The organism is Agrobacterium tumefaciens, assembly GCF_031801495.1.
In the GTDB taxonomy this organism is placed as follows: domain Bacteria; phylum Pseudomonadota; class Alphaproteobacteria; order Rhizobiales; family Rhizobiaceae; genus Agrobacterium; species Agrobacterium tumefaciens_K.
This window is the reverse complement of the sequence record NZ_JAOEGC010000001.1, coordinates 1,377,599-1,395,233: the sequence shown is the minus strand read 5'-3', so window position 1 is coordinate 1,395,233 and position 17,635 is coordinate 1,377,599. Positions and strand designations below refer to the sequence as shown.

Annotated in this window: 17 protein-coding genes and 1 other RNA gene; 9 read left to right on the top strand and 9 right to left on the bottom strand. The window is 58.7% G+C overall.

Annotated elements, in window-relative coordinates; all coding sequences use genetic code 11:
* Positions 1–111: 111 nt before the first annotated feature.
* Positions 112–1,113 carry an LLM class flavin-dependent oxidoreductase gene (locus N7578_RS06515; protein WP_311109466.1) on the top strand — a complete coding sequence of 334 codons (1,002 nt, stop codon included), beginning with the start codon at positions 112–114 and terminating at the stop codon, positions 1,111–1,113.
* Positions 1,114–1,175: 62 nt separating this feature from the next.
* Here the strand turns inward: N7578_RS06515 and N7578_RS06510 are convergent, their stop codons facing one another.
* Positions 1,176–1,922 carry a YebC/PmpR family DNA-binding transcriptional regulator gene (locus N7578_RS06510; protein ID WP_311109465.1) on the bottom strand — a complete coding sequence of 249 codons (747 nt, stop codon included), beginning with the start codon at positions 1,920–1,922 and terminating at the stop codon, positions 1,176–1,178.
* 195 nt (positions 1,923–2,117) lie between these two features.
* Between N7578_RS06510 and N7578_RS06505 the strand changes: the two genes are divergently transcribed.
* Entirely contained in the window at positions 2,118–2,621 is a 504-nt protein-coding gene (locus N7578_RS06505; RefSeq protein WP_311109464.1) for a pyridoxamine 5'-phosphate oxidase family protein, read from the top strand.
* A gap of 38 nt (positions 2,622–2,659) precedes the next feature.
* On the opposite strand, the gene N7578_RS06500 is transcribed toward N7578_RS06505, so the two are convergent.
* From N7578_RS06500 to N7578_RS06470, 7 genes are all read right to left on the bottom strand, one after another.
* A complete protein-coding gene (locus tag N7578_RS06500) occupies positions 2,660–3,496 on the bottom strand; it encodes an MBL fold metallo-hydrolase (RefSeq protein WP_311109463.1) in 837 nt (278 codons plus the stop codon).
* A 115-nt stretch (positions 3,497–3,611) separates the two neighbouring features.
* Positions 3,612–4,436 carry a TIGR00282 family metallophosphoesterase gene (locus N7578_RS06495; RefSeq protein ID WP_311109462.1) on the bottom strand — a complete coding sequence of 275 codons (825 nt, stop codon included), beginning with the start codon at positions 4,434–4,436 and terminating at the stop codon, positions 3,612–3,614.
* Positions 4,437–4,506: 70 nt separating this feature from the next.
* Positions 4,507–5,124, bottom strand: a complete 618-nt coding sequence (locus N7578_RS06490; protein WP_311109461.1) for a 5-formyltetrahydrofolate cyclo-ligase — start codon at positions 5,122–5,124, stop codon at positions 4,507–4,509.
* Positions 5,124–6,386, bottom strand: a complete 1,263-nt coding sequence (locus N7578_RS06485; RefSeq protein WP_311110073.1) for a hemolysin family protein — start codon at positions 6,384–6,386, stop codon at positions 5,124–5,126. The genes N7578_RS06490 and N7578_RS06485 overlap by 1 nt, the downstream gene beginning before the upstream one ends.
* A 213-nt stretch (positions 6,387–6,599) precedes the next feature.
* Positions 6,600–6,758, bottom strand: a non-coding RNA gene (gene ssrS / locus N7578_RS06480) — 6S RNA.
* A gap of 130 nt (positions 6,759–6,888) precedes the next feature.
* Positions 6,889–7,266 carry a cell division protein ZapA gene (locus tag N7578_RS06475; protein ID WP_311109460.1) on the bottom strand — a complete coding sequence of 126 codons (378 nt, stop codon included), beginning with the start codon at positions 7,264–7,266 and terminating at the stop codon, positions 6,889–6,891.
* A 9-nt stretch (positions 7,267–7,275) separates the two neighbouring features.
* On the bottom strand, positions 7,276–7,548 hold the full coding sequence (locus N7578_RS06470) for a DUF4164 domain-containing protein (protein ID WP_311109459.1): 273 nt from the start codon (positions 7,546–7,548) through the stop codon (positions 7,276–7,278).
* Between the two features lie 328 nt (positions 7,549–7,876).
* Between N7578_RS06470 and tkt the strand changes: the two genes are divergently transcribed.
* From tkt to N7578_RS06445, 5 genes are all read left to right on the top strand, one after another.
* A complete protein-coding gene (tkt, locus tag N7578_RS06465; protein WP_311109458.1) occupies positions 7,877–9,859 on the top strand; it encodes a transketolase in 1,983 nt (660 codons plus the stop codon).
* A 59-nt stretch (positions 9,860–9,918) separates the two neighbouring features.
* Positions 9,919–10,929, top strand: coding sequence for a type I glyceraldehyde-3-phosphate dehydrogenase (gene gap / locus N7578_RS06460; protein WP_311109457.1), 1,011 nt, complete (start codon positions 9,919–9,921; stop codon positions 10,927–10,929).
* A 311-nt stretch (positions 10,930–11,240) separates the two neighbouring features.
* A complete protein-coding gene (locus tag N7578_RS06455) occupies positions 11,241–13,115 on the top strand; it encodes a potassium/proton antiporter (protein ID WP_311109456.1) in 1,875 nt (624 codons plus the stop codon).
* 75 nt (positions 13,116–13,190) lie between these two features.
* Positions 13,191–14,393: a phosphoglycerate kinase gene (locus tag N7578_RS06450; RefSeq protein WP_311109455.1), complete on the top strand. Its 1,203-nt coding sequence runs from the start codon at positions 13,191–13,193 to the stop codon at positions 14,391–14,393.
* A 192-nt stretch (positions 14,394–14,585) separates the two neighbouring features.
* Complete coding sequence (locus N7578_RS06445) at positions 14,586–15,611, top strand: class I fructose-bisphosphate aldolase (RefSeq protein WP_311109454.1); 1,026 nt, start codon at positions 14,586–14,588, stop codon at positions 15,609–15,611.
* 75 nt (positions 15,612–15,686) lie between these two features.
* Here N7578_RS06445 and N7578_RS06440 read toward each other — a convergent pair whose 3' ends face one another.
* On the bottom strand, positions 15,687–15,842 hold the full coding sequence (locus tag N7578_RS06440; protein WP_311109453.1) for a hypothetical protein: 156 nt from the start codon (positions 15,840–15,842) through the stop codon (positions 15,687–15,689).
* Positions 15,843–15,976: 134 nt separating this feature from the next.
* Here N7578_RS06440 and N7578_RS06435 point away from each other — a divergent pair, with 134 nt between their 5' ends.
* A complete protein-coding gene (locus N7578_RS06435; protein WP_311109452.1) occupies positions 15,977–17,263 on the top strand; it encodes an MFS transporter in 1,287 nt (428 codons plus the stop codon).
* Positions 17,260–17,451, top strand: a complete 192-nt coding sequence (locus N7578_RS06430) for a DUF1192 domain-containing protein (RefSeq protein ID WP_311109451.1) — start codon at positions 17,260–17,262, stop codon at positions 17,449–17,451. Before N7578_RS06435 ends, N7578_RS06430 begins: the two co-directional genes overlap by 4 nt.
* Positions 17,452–17,635: the final 184 nt, after the last annotated feature.

Sequence of the window (17,635 nt, the reverse complement as noted above, 5' to 3'; positions counted from 1 at the left end):
TGAGCCCCAATTTTTTTGAACGCTTCATCAATTCTGCGCGATAGCTATGGTAAAGGCTGGCGAGCAACTTACATCGGGTCGGAAACAGGACTTTTTTTCCAGGAGCGACGGATGATCCCTTTTTCCATTCTCGACCTCTCACCGATCGGCGAAGGCGAGACCGTCGGCAACGCGCTTGAAAACTCTCGCCGCATGGCCATCAAGGCGGAAGAGCACGGTTATAACCGCATCTGGCTGGCCGAACATCATGGTATGCCTGGCATCGCAAGCGCTGCCACATCCCTCGTCATCGCCCATGTGGGTGCGGCCACCAAACACATCCGGGTCGGTTCGGGTGGCATTATGCTGCCCAACCACTCGCCGCTGGTCATCGCCGAGCAATTCGGCACGCTGGCGGCCCTTCTGCCCGGTCGCGTCGATCTGGGCCTTGGCCGCGCACCGGGTACAGACATGCGCACGGCCCGGGCGTTGCGCCGCAATCTCGATGCCGGTGCGGAAAACTTCCCCCACGACATCATCGAGCTTCAACGCTATTTTGGCCCGCCGGAAGAGGATCAGACGATCCTTGCCGTTCCCGGCATGAATTCCAACGTGCCGATCTGGTTGCTCGGCTCCAGCACCTACAGCGCTCACCTAGCGGCTGCGCTCGGTTTGCCATACTCCTTCGCATCGCATTTCGCTCCAGACATGCTGATGGAAGCGATCCATATCTATCGCGAGCGTTTCCAACCCTCTGCCGTGCTGGACAAACCATATGTCATGGTGGGCGTCATGGGCGTGGGTGCGGATACGGATGAGGAGGCGCAATATCTCTTCACCTCCTCGCAGCAGCAGTTCGTCAATCTGCGCCGCAACGTTCGCACCCCGTTCCCAAGACCGGTCGAAAGCATGGACGGTTACTGGAATGATATGGAGCGTTTCTCGGTGGAGCACACCCTGCGCTTTGCCGCGGTCGGTTCACCTGCAACAATCAAGAGCCATCTGGATGGTTTCCTTGCGGAAACACAGGCGGACGAACTGATCGTCTCCATGCCGATCCACGATATCGAAAAACGGCTTCGTTCCGTAGAGATATTCGCGGATGTCCGGACATCCATCCGCGAGGCGGCATAAAGCACAAACAAAAAGCCCCGGAGCAATCGCTGCCGGGGCTTTTTTATTCAATGACCGGAAAATCAGGCGGAAAGCTTCGCGAGGATTTCTTCGGAGACTTCGAAGTTCGAATAGACGTTCTGTACGTCGTCGTCGTCTTCGAGGTTGTTGATAAGCTTCATCAGCGACTGCGCCTTTTCCTCATCGACCGGAACGGTGTTCTGGGGCTTCCAGATTGCCTTTACGCTTTCGGCTTCGCCGAGCACGCCTTCCAGCGCCTTGGAGACTTCACCCATCGCTTCGAAACCGCAGATGATCGTGTGGCCTTCCTCGTTGGTTTCCACGTCATCGGCACCGGCTTCAATTGCCGCTTCCATCACCTTGTCGGCATCGCCAACGGAAGCCTTGTAAGTGATTTCGCCAACGCGGTCGAAGGAGAAGGAAACCGAGCCGGTTTCGCCAAGCGCGCCACCGGCTTTGGTGAAGATGGAACGGACGTTCGAGGCGGTGCGGTTGCGGTTATCGGTCAGCGCTTCGACGATGACCGCTGTGCCGCCCGGACCGTAACCTTCGTAACGTACATAATCATAGTTTTCAGCATCGGCGCCGGATGCCTTCTTGATCGCGCGATCGATGTTGTCTTTCGGCATCGACTGCGCCTTGGCGTTCTGGACTGCCAGACGCAGAGCGGCATTCATGCTCGGGTCAGGCAAGCCCGCCTTGGCGGCAACGGTGATTTCGCGTGCAAGCTTGGAAAACATCTTGGAACGGATACCGTCCTGTTTACCCTTGCGATGCATGATGTTCTTGAACTGTGAATGACCAGCCATAGGAAACCCGATTGTCTTAACTTGCAGATTGCGGGCCTTATAAGTGCGATACGCCCGCCGTTCAAGCCCGCAAGCGTTTTGCATTCTGAAGAAGATAAGGAACCGATCGATCCACACGCCGTTTTTGCCATGAGCGCGGTGAGCGGAGCGCCCTGCCCCGTCGTCGCCCAGGCAACCAACTGGAAGGAGACATCAATGGTCAGTCTGACGGAAGCAAAAGAAGCCCCTGCCCGCCAGCTTTGGGACGAGATCAATTCAGTTCATGCCGGCATGCTCGGCCTTGAAGGCCTGCATAGCCACATGCAGCCAATGGCGCCCCACGCCGATCCCAAGACCAACACCATCTGGTTTTTCACGAAGAAGGATACCGATCTGGTCCAGTCGGTGAAGTCCGGCTCGCGCGCGCATTTCTGCGTTGTTGGCAAGGATCACGACTATCACGCCTGCCTTTCAGGCAAGCTGGAAGTACGTGACGACCGGGCCAAGGTAGACGAATACTGGAACTCGGTGACTGCAGCCTGGTACGAACATGGCAAGAACGACCCGCAGCTGACGTTGCTGGCGCTCCACGTCGATGATGCGGATATCTGGGCTTCGACGGACAGCACACTGAAATTCGGCTGGGAAATCGCCAAGGCAAACCTGTCCGACGACAAGACACCGGATGTCGGTGTTCGCCAGCATCTGGCATTTGCCTAAGCAGTCAGGCTCCCCCGCCTTCCCCGACGGTTGCTTTACTACATGCCCTGGGGCACGAGTATCTGCGGCTGGCGGGGAAGGTTCCTCATGGATATGCTGATAACCTGGTCGCTGGCGTAGGCGATCTGGAACTGCCCTTCGAACATGGTGAGAAACTGGCTCAGACCGCTCGGCTGATGCATGGGCAGGATGAGAGCTGACCTCAGTCGCTTCACAATCCGGCTCATGCTGTCTGCCCCCATCGTCAGTCCACCATCCACGGGCACCATCAGAACATCGAGACGGCCGATTTCCGCGTATTGCGTTTCGGTAAGTTCATAATGCAGGTGGCCAAGATGCCCTATGCAGAGGCCCGCAATCTCGAAGATGAAGATGGAGTTTCCATCCTTTTCGAGAAGTCCGCCGCCGCCCCAGCGATTGCGGATATCCGATGTGACATTTCGGATATAAACGTCATCCACCAGCAGTTTATGGTCCGCTTTCTCGTCGGGCACGTCACTCCATCCATGCAGAACGTGCTGGATCGCCGGATCGGGGCTGAGAGTGTAATGCGTCGCATGCGCCTTGTTCATCGTCACGATGGTCGGGGTGACGGGCGGGCGATAGACGCCATTATAATCGGTGGCGATCACCACCCCGCCGGGCGACACGATCATGTAGGTCGAGTGGCCGATATATTGTATTTTCACCTCTTCCTTCGTGCTGGCCTGGGCAAGCTGTATGCCCGGCGGCTTGAAGGAGGCGAAGGTGACGTCCGGAATGGTTTGAGCGATTGCCTGACATTGGCTGACAGGTGGACGGGCAGGTGCTTGAGCATGCGCGGCTGTCGACAAGGCAACCAGTCCGGATATTGCAAGCAATAGCATGCGCATCATGACGCCATTCCCCTGAACTTGCGATACCGGAGAATGGGCCAAGCATGGGCAAGCGTCCAGTTGCCACGAAAGGCAGGACGCTCACAATATCGTCATTGCATCAAGATCGGCGGCGTCAGGCCCAGAAGGACGGCACGGTTTCCGCCAGTCTCGGTCCGATACGTAACGGCTCGATTTTTTCGGCAAGTCCGGTACTGTCGGAAATCTCCACACCAACGCCACAAAGCGTCGCCGGACCGCTCGCGGCCTCAAAACGGCCCTTCGGCATCTTGGAGATGAAGCGGTTGATCGGCTCTTCTTTGTCCATGCCGAGCGAGGAATCATAGTCGCCGCACATGCCAGCGTCCGACATGTAGGCGGTGCCGCCATTGAGGATCTGCGCATCTGCGGTCGGCACATGGGTGTGCGTTCCCACCACGAAGCTGGCGCGACCGTCGACGAAGTGGCCGAAACACTGCTTTTCGCTGGTTGCTTCAGCGTGGAAATCGAAAATGATCGCGTCGGCCTGCTCTTTCAGCGGGCAGGCTGCGAGAATGGATTCAGCCGAACTGAACGGATCGTCGAGTTCCGGATGCATGAAAACGCGGCCCATGATGTTGGCGACGAGGATCCGCGCACCGTTTCGCGCATAGAAGAGGCCGGAGCCTTTTCCGGGCGTCCCCTTGGGATAGTTGGCAGGTCGCAGAAACTGATCGTGCCGCTCGCAGAACGATACGGCTTCCTTCTGGTCCCATACGTGGTTTCCGGTCGTCACGACGTCCGCGCCGGCATTGATCGTTTCGAGGTAGATGTCCTCGGTGATGCCGAAGCCACCTGCGGCGTTTTCACCGTTGACGATAACGAAATCCAGTTTCAGATCGGAGATCAGTCCCGGCAGTTTTTCCCAAACCGCCGTCCGTCCGGTCTTACCGACCATATCTCCGAGAAAAAGAAGCCTCATTCACCCGCCCCGCTGGCACATGTTTGTTAGATTTCGTTCCGTCTAGCGGGAAACGCGCCGTTTAAAAAGGCTAAATCGCCGTTTGCCCACCATCGGACGTCACGGGCGGTGGAGAAACGCGTCTCAGACCGCTCTCTGTCAGTATGGCGTGCAGCGGCACATCATGCGGCTCCGCCGGAACCGATACGACTTCCTGGCAGTCAAACGCAACGCCGATGAGAACGGGGTCGCGGCCCTTCTCGCGCAGCCGTGCGACGGCGCGGTCATAATGCCCCGCTCCATAACCGATGCGATGCCCCTGCCTGTCGAAGGCAGCGAGTGGAACGAGAAGGATATCCGGATCAAGAACCTGCGCATCGTCGCCCGGTCCGGTTGTTCCGAACCCGGTATTCACCAACGGTGCATCCGCCTCGAAGGCTCTGAAGACAATGGTTTCGCGACTGAGAACGACAGGCAACGCAAGCCCGGCACCCTTGCGGCGCAGCGCTTCCATAAGAGGCCGGACATCAGCCTCGGATCGGATCGGCATGAATCCGGAGATAACCGCGCCCGGCTTGAAATCTATTCTGGCGGCCCCGCAAACGGACATTGCCAGGCTCTTCGTATACCGCTCACCCTGTGTGAGGGCATCCCGCGCGGCGAGCCTTTCGCCGCGCAGTCTTGCCTTTTCCCCTAAGCCAGACGGCATCAGGCAGCCCGGCTCACGAGCACCTTGTCGATCCGATGACCGTCGAGATCGATGACTTCGAAACGCCAGCCATTCCGGGTGACGTGTTCACCGAGTTCCGGTAGGCGACGGAACTCATCCAGGACCAGGCCCGCAACCGTTTCAAACTCCGCATCCTCATCGATCTGGAAGCCCATGCGATCGGCGAATTCGTCCGCCGGCATCCAGCCCGCCACGAGGAACGAGCCGTCATCGCGCTCGACGATTGCCGGCTCCTCATCGTTATCCTCCTGGAAAGCGCCGGTAATGGCCTCCAGAATGTCACCTGAGCTGATGATACCTTCGAAATGGCCGTACTCGTCATAGACGAGAACCATATGCACGGTCGAACGGCGAAGCGACTGAATGACGTCCACCGCACTCGTCAGGTCGGATACGACCGGAACCTCGCGCAGAAGCTCGCGTATGTTCAACTCCTTGCCTGACGCCAGCGCATCGAAGGCGTCCTTGGCGAAAAGCACACCGAGGATTTCGTCGGATGCACCGTTGCGGACCGGCAGGCGCGAACGCTGCGTCGCGCGAAGCTGCTCGCGGATTTCTTCGGCGCTGTCTTCGATATCAACGACCTCCACATCGCGGCGCGGCGTCATAAGGCCACGGGCGTTGCGGTCGGCAAGGCGCATGACGCTCGTGATCATCGCCGATTCCTCGGTTTCGATCACACCTGCGCTGTGAGCCTCAGCAAGAACAGTGCGGATTTCGTCATCCGTGACAGACGCGCTCGATTCACCGCTATGCCCCAGAAGCGCAAGAACGGTCCTGCCGGACTTGTCGAGCAACCACACCAGCGGTGCGCCGATCTTGGAAAGCATTGCCATTGCCGGGGCGACACGGGCCGCAACCTTTTCAGGGTCGCGAAGTGCGATCTGTTTGGGAACCAGTTCACCGACAATAAGCGAAAGATAGGTAATCGCGACAACGACGATACCGACACCGAGGGCGTCGGCTGCGCGGTCGGGAACACCCTGTTCCATAAGCCACGCGGTAAACCGCGTGCCGAGCGTGGCACCAGAAAAGGCACCGGAGAGAATGCCGACCAGCGTAATGCCGATCTGCACGGTGGACAGAAAACGTCCCGGATTTTCGGAAAGATTAAGCGCGATGGTCGCGCCCCTGCTGCCTTGTGCGGCCAGCACTTTGAGCCTTGCCGGTCTCGAGGAAACCACGGCAAGCTCGGACATGGCAAGCACACCGTTCACGACGGTGAGCAGGACCACGATCAAGATTTCAGTAAACAAGTTTAGCTCTTTGGGCTGTTGAACGGCACGTCGCGGTTTTGACCGCAGCGCCCTCTTTTACAGGGCATAACAGACATACCAATCCGGATAATAAGGAATTGTTCCGCCAATGCAATGATAGCGGGTGAAAAATCTGGGCGAGGCAGCAATGAAACCGACTGTCGGCGTCATGAAGGAAACTTCAGATGAAAATCTGAAGTGCGATCCGCGGCGACCGATGGAGATTTACGATCCTGGGTGCCTACAAAAGTAGGTGGGCACCGTGTGTCCAGCCCCACGGGACTGGCCAGGGACAGCTCCCTTTGGATCGAGTATGGCCCCAGGGATTGTGGTTCCTGTCGGGAAGCGCAGAACGCTACCAAGATATAGGACGGATCCGTGAAATCCGCCAGAGGGGGACGAAGGGAATTTTACGTTTTGAAGCGTCATCACCCCAAACATCGCTCGTTTTTGAAAGGCGGCGCGCTTTCAAGTCGATACACGTCGATCAATGCGCTGCGGGCTTGGGCCGCGCCAGCAGCTTTTCGGTAACGCCGTTGAGACGCGCAGCAAGATCGCTGATGGCGATCGCGACCATTTCGTCCGACCTGGCTTTCTGCTCGGCCATACCATCCCGGTTCTGCGTCAATGAGGCGACCTGGCTCTCCAGCTTTTCCAGCTTGCGGTTGAGTTCAGAAAGCTCGTCCATAACCATGATGCCAGCCATGACGGTCAGGCGAAGATCGCCAATCTCGCCGAACTGTCCCTTGAGATGCCCGACATATTGGTCGAAACGGGTGGCAAGATCGGTCAGATGCTGTTCCTGCCCCGCTTCGCAGGCCATACGATAAGCCTTGCCGTCGATCATAACGGTAACCTGAGCCATTGGCCGCTCCTATCGATCCAGCACTGCGCGTATCGTCTCCATCGCCGTCACAAGACGGCGGGAAACCTCGCGATTGACTTCTTCCAGACGGTTGGCGCGAAACTCGGCCTGATCCAGTTCGTTGGCGAGCCTTGCCCTGTCGATATGGACCCGCTTGACCTCGTTGTCGATGTCGCCAGCCTCCCGCTCACGCTCGATACGCATATCGATGGCGTTTTCGAGGCTCGTGATGGCAGTACTCAGCTCCATCAGCGCAGATTGTACGGTCTTGTCAGCCGACATCGTTTTTTCCAACTCGCACGCAACTGGCCGAATCATTCGGCCTTTGGGCTCTTTCTAGTAATCACGAGGTTATTACCCGATTTACCATCCCGTCAATCAAACCAGTGCATTGGAGCGTTTTGCTCTGTGGATGAATAAAGTCAGGCGCTCATTCAGCACTCGCGGTCCATGAAAAGATACCCGGTTTTCAAAACGATTTTTATCGGCGACCGAACCGCAAATGGCTGCGGATTTGTTGACTTGCCTGCTTCACCTGCTATGGATCAACCCGCTTTTTGGATAGTTGCATAAAACTATCTCCTTTCACCCGGAAACAGACGGAAAAGCCATGATTTCTCGCGACAAACACAACCGGATGGCCAACGCGATCCGCTTTCTTGCCATGGACGCAGTTGAGAAGGCCAATTCCGGCCACCCTGGCCTGCCTATGGGCGCAGCAGATGTCGCCACCGTTCTCTTCACCCGCTACCTGAAGTTCGATCCGAAGAGCCCGCTCTGGGCCGACCGTGATCGCTTCGTGCTGTCTGCGGGCCACGGTTCGATGCTCCTCTATTCGCTGCTCTATCTGACCGGCTACGAGGACATGACGATCGATGAGATCAAGCGCTTCCGTCAGTTCGGCTCGAAGACGGCCGGCCACCCGGAATACGGCCATGCAACCGGCATCGAGACGACCACGGGTCCGCTCGGACAGGGCATTGCCAACGCTGTCGGCATGGCGATTGCCGAGCGCAAGCTGGAAGAAGAATTCGGCTCCGACCTTCAGAGCCACTTTACCTATGTTCTGTGCGGCGACGGCTGCCTCATGGAAGGTATCAGCCACGAAGCCATCGCGCTTGCTGGTCACCTGAAGCTGAACAAGCTCGTTCTGTTCTGGGATGACAACAACATCACCATCGATGGTGAAGTTGGCCTCTCCGACAGCACAGACCAGATCGCCCGCTTCCAGGCCGTTCACTGGAACACCATCCGCGTCGATGGCCACGATCCGGACGCGATCGCCGCTGCCATCGAAGCCGCGCAGAAGTCGGACCGTCCGACCTTCATCGCCTGCAAGACCGTGATCGGTTTCGGCGCTCCCAACAAGCAGGGTACCCACAAGGTTCACGGCAACCCGCTGGGCGCGGAAGAAATTGCCGCTGCGCGCAAGCACCTGAACTGGGAAGCGGAAGCTTTCACCGTTCCGGAAGATGTGCTCGATGCATGGCGCCTCGCAGGTCTGCGCTCCACCAAGACGCGTCAGGACTGGGAAGCCCGTCTCGAAGCGTCTGAAGCTGGCAAGAAGGCGGAGTTCAAGCGCCGTTTCGCAGGCGAGCTGCCCGGCAACTTCGATAGCAGCATCGATGCCTTCAAGAAGAAGATCATCGAGAACAACCCGACCGTCGCGACCCGCAAGGCTTCCGAAGACGCGCTCGAAGTCATCAACGGCATCCTGCCGGAAACGATTGGCGGCTCGGCTGACCTGACGCCTTCGAACAACACCAAGACCAGCCAGATGAAGTCCATCACGCCTTCGGACTTCTCCGGCCGCTACCTCCACTATGGCATCCGCGAACACGGGATGGCTGCGGCCATGAACGGTATCGCGCTGCACGGCGGTCTTATTCCTTACGCTGGCGGCTTCATGATCTTCTCGGATTATTGCCGTCCGTCGATCCGCCTTGCCGCCCTGATGGGCATCCGCGTCGTCCACGTCCTCACGCACGACAGCATCGGCGTTGGCGAAGACGGCCCGACCCACCAGCCGGTCGAGCAGGTTTCCTCGCTGCGCGCCATTCCGAACCTTCTGGTCTTCCGCCCGGCAGACGAAACCGAAACGGCTGAGTGCTGGCAGATTGCTCTCGAGCAGAAGCATCGCCCGTCCGCTCTGGCGCTTACCCGCCAGAACCTGACGCCTTCGCGCAAGGACTATGAAGAGAAGAACCTTTCCGCTTACGGCGCTTACGAACTGGTTTCGGCAAGCGACGCCAAGGTTTCGATCTTCGCATCCGGCTCCGAAGTCGAAGTCGCCCTGAAGGCGGCTGCTACGCTGAAGGACAAGGGCGTTTCCGCCCGCGTGGTTTCTGTTCCCTGCTTCGAACTCTTCAAGGAGCAGCCGGAAACCTACCGCAAGGCAATCATCGGCAACTCGCCAGTCAAGGTTGCTGTCGAAGCCGCTGTTCGTCAGGGCTGGGACTACTTCATCGGCAATGACGGTGCTTTCGTCGGCATGAACTCCTTCGGCGCTTCCGCTCCGGCAAAGGATCTCTTCAAGCACTTCGGCATCAACGCAGAAGCCGTCGTTGCCGCCGTAGAGGAAAAGCTTTCGTGAGGGCCCCAAGCCCTCACCATTTCGCAAGACACGTACAATTCTTCATCGGGAGACTGTAAATGACTGTAAAAGTTGCCATCAACGGCTTTGGCCGTATCGGCCGCAACGTCCTTCGCGCCATCGTGGAATCCGGCCGCACCGACATTGAAGTCGTTGCCATCAACGACCTCGGCCCGGTTGAAACCAACGCGCATCTGCTGCGCTACGACTCGATCCACGGCAAGTTCCCGGCAGAGGTCAAGGTCGAAGGCGACACCATCACCGTTGGCGGCGGCAAGCCGATCAAGGTAACGGCCGTCCGCGACCCGGCAACCCTGCCGCACAAGGAACTCGGCGTCGATATCGCGCTCGAGTGCACCGGCATCTTCACCTCGCGTGACAAGGCTGCAGCGCACCTCACGGCTGGCGCAAAGCGCGTTATCGTTTCGGCTCCTGCCGACAATGCCGACCTGACGGTCGTCTTCGGCGTCAACCACGACCAGCTGACGAAGGATCACCTCGTCATCTCCAACGCGTCCTGCACCACCAACTGCCTCGTGCCGGTTGTGAAGGTTCTCGATGACGTTGTTGGCATCGATCATGGCTTCATGACCACGATCCACTCCTACACGGGCGACCAGCCGACGCTGGACACCATGCACAAGGATCTGTACCGCGCCCGCGCCGCAGCGCTTTCCATGATCCCGACCTCGACAGGTGCCGCGAAGGCCGTCGGCCTCGTTCTGCCGCATCTCAAGGGTAAGCTGGACGGCACGTCGATCCGCGTTCCGACCCCGAACGTTTCGGTCGTGGACTTCAAGTTCATTGCCAAGCGCGACACGACCGTTGCGGAAATCAACGAAGCGATCAAGGCCGCTGCCGATGGCAAGCTGAAAGGCATCCTCGGCTACACCGACGAGCCGCTGGTTTCGCGTGACTTCAACCACGACAGCCACTCCTCGATCTTCGCAAACGACCAGACGAAAGTCATGGAAGGCAATTTCGTCCGTGTCCTGTCCTGGTACGACAACGAGTGGGGCTTCTCCAACCGTATGTCCGACACAGCCGTGGCTTTCGCAAAGACCATCTGATCCAAAACGGATTTGCCCAAAAAGAACCCGGCCGGAGCAATCCTGCCGGGTTTTGTTTTTTGGCGGATTGCCGCCAACTTTCCCATTTCCCGCCTTGCTGCTGTCTATTTTGGCACAGAAAAATCGAGGCAGAGATTCGGTCGTGCGCAATGCACTGCCTCCCTGCCGTGTCGTTCGATACACCCCGCCTTGCCTTGCCATTCAACGCCACTCCGCAATAGCGCTGAAGGCCCGCAACCGTGGCGCATTGACTGCAAACGTCCAGAGTGCGCAGGCCACGGACCGGAGCCGTTTCGAGCGAGGCGACCGACATGGAATCATTTTATTTTTTGCTGCTGGTAGCAACGATACTTGTTTTGGTCGCAGCGTTTTCCAGTTTGATCGCATTTCGCTTCGGTGCACCGCTGCTGCTCTTGTTCCTGATGATCGGTCTTGCGGCAGGGGTTGACGGCCTCGGCATAGAGTTCACCAACAATCCGCTCGCCTACATGCTGGGATCGCTCCTACTTGCGGTCATCCTGTTCGATTCCGGTTTCGGTACGTCGATACAATCCTTCAGGATTTCCGCAGCACCCGCCATCGCGCTTGCGACCGGCGGTGTGATCCTGACCTCCATCTTTTTTGCCGGCGCGGCCGCCCTGCTGCTCGGTCTTTCCTGGCTTCAGGGACTGCTCCTCGGCGCCATCGTCGCCTCGACCGATGCAGCCGCCGTATTCTTCCTGCTTCGCATCGGCGGCATCCATATCCGCGATCAGGTGCGCTCCACGCTCGAAGTCGAATCCGGCACCAATGACCCGATGGCTATCTTCCTGACCATCGCGCTTGTAGAGGTCATCGCGAAAGGACAGGGGCTTGCCGGTTTCGACCGCAGCTTCCTCATTCTCTTCCTGGAGCAGATGGGGCTGGGGCTGATCTTCGGCCTCCTCGGCGGGCTTATGATCGTCACCGTCGTCAACCGTTTTGCTGCCGACAGAGGGCTTGCGCCGATCTTCGTTCTGGCGCTTGCGCTCCTCGTCTTCTCCTTCACCGGCACCATCGGCGGCAGCGGCTTCCTCGCCGTCTACGTCGCTGGCATCGTCGCGGGTAACCGGAAGATCTTTGCCAAGGACACCATCCGCCGGTTCCACGAGGGTCTGACATGGCTGTCGCAGATCATCATGTTCCTGATGCTGGGGCTGCTTGCCACGCCATCGCAATTTCCAGCGATTGCCATTCCCGCCGTGCTGCTCGCCCTGTTCCTCATCTTCGTGGCACGCCCGCTGGCGGTGTGGCTGAGCCTGATGCCCTTCAACTATACACAGCAGGAAACTTCCTTCGTCGCGTGGGTGGGCCTGCGTGGAGCCGTGTCGATCCTGCTTGCCATCATGCCCATTCTCGGTGGACTGGATGACGCGCAGGTTTACTTCAACGCCGCCTTCATCATCGTGCTGGTATCGCTTTTGGTGCAGGGCTGGACGATCAAGCCCGTCGCCACGCGGCTTGGCCTGATCGTGCCGCCGCGCATGGGCGAGGTCGACAAGCTGGAAGTAGACCTTCCCGGCACGGCCAATCACGAACTGATCTCCTACCGTGTCGCCAGCGGCAGCGCCGTTCTGCAGGGTGAGCGCATCCCGCGCTGGGCCATGCCCTCTCTCGTCGTGCGTGACGGCAAGTCGATACGTTACCAATATGCCGGACGGCTGCGGGAGGACGATCTTGTCTACCTTTTCATCGCCCCCGGATATTCGCGCCTGATCGACCGGCTGTTCGCCAGCGCCCTGCCTGTTACGGAAGACGATGCGGACTTCTTCGGCACCTTCGCGATTTCCCCCTCCCGTCCCGGGAAGGAGCTGGAGGCGGCCTACGGTCCTGGCCTCCTTTCAACGGCAGAACAGGCGATGACCATCGCGGAACTGATCGAAGCGCGCCTCAGCGGAAAGGCAGATTATGCCGATCGCGTACGCCTCGGCTCCATCGTGCTGATCGTCCGCGCGCTGGATGAACATGGCGCAATCTCGGGCGTCGGCATCTCGCTCGAACCTGTCGAACCGGCAACCAGCCTGCCGATATTCATCAGCCTCAATGAAATCATCCATCGCGTCCGCGCATATCTGGCGCAACGGCGTGACCCGCGCGCCGGAAGTGCGGAAGCCAACAGCCTGCCGGCATCGACACCTTCAACCGATGTGCGAGAAAATGAAGCATAAGCGGCTTGCGTCGGCTTTCAGGCATTGTATGTTCCAGCCAACCTTAACCCGTCTTAACAAAATCAGGATCGATACATGCCCGCCTTCAAAACCCTCGACGATCTTAAAGACATTGCCGGAAAGCGCGTGCTCGTACGCGTCGATCTCAACGTACCGGTCGCAGATGGGAAAGTAACGGACACGACACGCATCGAACGCGTTGCACCGACCATTCTGGAACTTTCCGAAAAGGGCGCAAAGGTTATCCTGCTTGCGCATTTCGGCCGCCCGAAGGGTGAACCTGTAGCCGACATGTCGCTGGGTCTGATCGTACCCGCTGTGGAAGAAGTTCTCGACCATGCCGTTTCCTTCGCCTCCGATTGCATCGGCGCGCCCGCAGCCGACGCCATCGCGAAGCTGAATGACGGCGATATCCTGCTTCTGGAAAACACCCGTTTCCACAAGGGCGAGGAAAAGAACGACCCGGCCTTCGTTGAAGCGCTGGCCGCCAATGGCGACATCTACGTAAACGACGCCTTTTCGGCGGCTCACCGCGCCCACGCCTCGACGGAAGGTCTCGCACGTCATCTGCCGGCTTACGCGGGCCGCACCATGCAGGCCGAACTTGAAGCGCTCGAAAAGGGACTTGGCGAACCGGTCCGTCCGGTCGTCGCCATCGTCGGTGGCGCGAAGGTTTCGTCTAAAATCGATCTTCTGATGAACCTCGTGAAGAAGGTTGACGCGCTCGTCATCGGCGGTGGTATGGCCAACACCTTCCTTGCCGCACGTGGCACGAATGTCGGCAAGTCGCTCTGCGAGCACGATCTGGCCGATACGGCCAAGCAGATCATGATCGAGGCAGCTTCCTCCGGCTGCGCCATCGTTCTTCCGGAAGACGGCGTGGTGGCCCGCGAATTCAAGGCCGGTGCGGCCAACGAAACCGTCGAAATCAGCGCCATTCCCGCCGATGCCATGGTTCTCGATGTCGGCGCGAAATCGGTCGAAAGCATCAAGGCATGGATTTCCCGCGCCGAAACCCTGGTCTGGAACGGTCCGCTCGGCGCCTTCGAAATCGAACCCTTCGACGCAGCGACCGTTGCCGCTGCAAAGCATGCCGCAGAGTGCACCAAGGCAGGCAAGCTCGTGTCGGTCGCAGGCGGCGGCGATACGGTGGCGGCCCTCAACCATGCCGGCGTCGCAGACGATTTCAGCTATGTCTCGACGGCTGGCGGCGCGTTCCTCGAATGGATGGAAGGCAAGGAATTGCCGGGCGTTGCCATCCTTTCCGGCGCCAAGTAAACTTCGACACCTTGCCTGACGAGAAAGCCGGACAAGCACTGCTTGCCCGGCTTGTTTTTTGGCAGGTACAGATGGGAGGAAAAGTTTCAAACGATTGAAATCATTTCAATCGTTTCAATGAGTTAGCATGCCATTTCCCTGCCATGGATCTTCTGTTATCCGGAATTGTATTGTGCCTTGGGAGTATAGCAAATGACCGAACGTCTCGAAGACATCGCAATCAAAATGGTCGCCGACGGCAAGGGTCTCCTTGCGGCCGACGAGTCCACAGGAACGATCAAAAAGCGTTTCGACAGCATCAATCTGGAGTCCACCGAAACCACCCGCCGCGACTATCGCGAGATGTTGTTCCGTTCCGACGACGCCATGAAGAAGTGTATCTCCGGCGTCATCCTCTATGAGGAAACTCTTTTCCAGAAGGCCGCCGACGGCACCCCCTTCGTCGACATCATCAAGGCAGCAGGCAGCCTTCCCGGCATCAAGGTGGATATCGGTGCCAAGCCGATGGCTTTCCACCCGCATGAATTCATCACCGAAGGTCTCGATGGCCTGTACGAGCGTCTGCGCAAGTACCACGAGGCGGGCGCACGCTTCGCCAAATGGCGCGGCGTCATCACCATTGGCGAACAGCGTCCGAGCTGGGGCTCCATCAAGGCCAACTCCCAGTCTCTTGCCCGTTACGCCGCTCTCTGCCAGCAGGCTGATATCGTGCCGATCGTCGAGCCTGAAGTCCTGATGGACGGCGAGCCGGGTACGCACGACATCGATCGTTGCGCGGAAGTCACGCAGTGGGTTCTCCAGACGGTATTTGCTGATCTGTTCGACGCCCGCGTCAATCTCGAAGGCATGATCCTCAAGCCGAACATGGTCATCGACGGCAAGAAGGCCCGCAAGGCTTCGGTCGATGAGGTGGCTGAAAAGACCGTCAAGGTTCTGAAGGCGACTGTACCGTCGGCTGTTCCGGGCATCGCATTCCTCTCCGGCGGCCAGTCCTCCGAGGAGGCAACCGCCCACCTTTCCGCCATGAACTCCGGTTTCGACCTTCCTTGGGCGCTGACCTATTCCTACGGCCGTGCGCTGCAGGATACGGCCCTCAAGGTATGGGGCGGCAAGCAGGAGAACGTCGCTGCTGGCCAGCGTGCCTTCACGCACCGCGCTGCGATGAACACGCTCGCAGCCAAGGGCACCTGGAAGCAGGAACTCGAAAAGGCGGCGTGAGCCACGCTCAAGCTCCGGACAAAGATCAAAGCCGCCTTTCGAGGCGGCTTTTTTCATGTTCTGATAACGCAGGCATCAGGGGCGAAGAAGCAGCGTCGCCGACCATATGACAAATGCCGCGACGGCAATCTTCCAGCAATCGCCGCGTTTTCGCAGTCCAGGCACGCCAATGGGCCGGATGATCTGGACGATCATCGCCAGCAATAGAAAAAGCCCGATCGCCTTTGCCATTTGTTCAGCCTTTTCTTTATTTCCACATCGTCACAGGCTGGACATTTTTAACGTTCACCAGAAGAGTGCAACCCATTGGGGTGGCATCCGTGAGAACGCCCGATCCGCACGTCCGAACGCATGAGAGTGTCTTCATGAGCAGAAACCTTCTACCTGTATTCGCTCTTTTATCCAGCACTCTGTTTCTTTTTCTGGGTAACGGCCTGCAGGGACTTGTCCTCCCTGTACGAGGTTCCGCCGAAGGGTACTCAAACGAAGTTCTCGGTTTTCTCGGCACATCGTGGGCGGCGGGTTTCGTCATCGGCTGCTTCGTTGCGCCTGCCATCGTTCGCCGCGCGGGCCACGTGCGCGCCTTCGGTTCCTTCGTGGCACTCGTCTGCCTGACCGTGCTGATGACGGGTCTCATCATCGATGACGGCTGGTGGATCGGCCTGCGTGCCCTCACGGGCTTCTGCACCGCTGGAACCTCGATGATCATCGAAAGCTGGCTGAACGAGCGCGCCACGAATGAAAGCCGCGGCATGATCTTCTCGCTTTATATCGCCATTACGCTGCTTGGCGTCGTGGCGGGCCAGATGATCGTACCGATGGGCGATATCAGCAACACGTCGTTGTTCATGATCTGCGGCATCATCTATTGCATCGCAATTCTGCCGGCCACGCTCTCGAAAGCCGCAAGTCCGCAACCCTTGCAAAAGGTGAAGCTGGACTTACCGGCGCTCTATCGCAATTCACCGGTGTCCTTTGTCGGCATATTGATGATCGGCATCGCCAACGGTGCCTATGGTACGCTCGGTGCCGTCTTCGGCTCACGCGCCGGGCTTGATCCGACGATGATCGCCATCATGGTTTCCGTGACCATCTTCGTCGGCGCTCTGGCGCAGTTCCCGGCAGGGCGTCTGTCCGACCGCATCGACCGCCGCTATGTGCTGGCGGGGCTTGCAGGTCTTGGCGCTGTGGCGGGCCTCGCCGTCGCCGCCATTCGGCCGCAGGACGTCTATCTGCTGATTTCGATGGTGGCTGTCTATGGTGCTGCGGCCAACGCACTATACCCCATCGCCGTTGCACACGCCAACGACTTCGCGGCTTCGGAAGATTTCGTCAAGGTGTCCGGCGGGTTGCTGCTTCTCTATGGCATCGGAACGATCATCGGCCCGACACTCGGCGGCGCCGTGATGACCTACTGGGGGCCGTATGCCCTGTTTTTCGTAACCGCCATCGCCCACATCCTGATAACCGCCTATGCGATCATGAGAAGCCGTCAGCGCGCCACGCTCACGACGGACGAGAAGGACAACTTCTCGACCATGATGCCAACGACGCCGTCTCCCCTCGTCACGCCGGAAAGTATTGCGCTCGACCCGCGCGCGCCGCAATATCCTCAGGACGACGAGCATGTTGAAAAAGGAGCGGGCATATGAGCCTCTTTGAAGACGACAGGCCGAAAAAGCCGCAGGCGCACGAGATCGGCAGCGACCTCAGCCTTCTTTCCGTGGATGAACTCACCGCACGTATCGAGCTGCTCCGCGCCGAGATCCAGCGACTCGACGAGGCACGCACGACAAAATCCGCCGGCAGGCAGGCCGCGGAAAATCTGTTCCGATCCTGAGCCGCATGGACCGGCGAAGGAATTGTACACCAAGGAAGCTGCGGGGTAAAAACCGAGAAGGTGATCCGCTCCAGACCGACGTTGATTAAAATTCCGGGGCAGTCTTTCGTTTACCATTAACGCAAAATTAAGCTTTCTGAGAGATTACTATACCTATCCAGTTCTTCTGGATTTCAGGCATCTT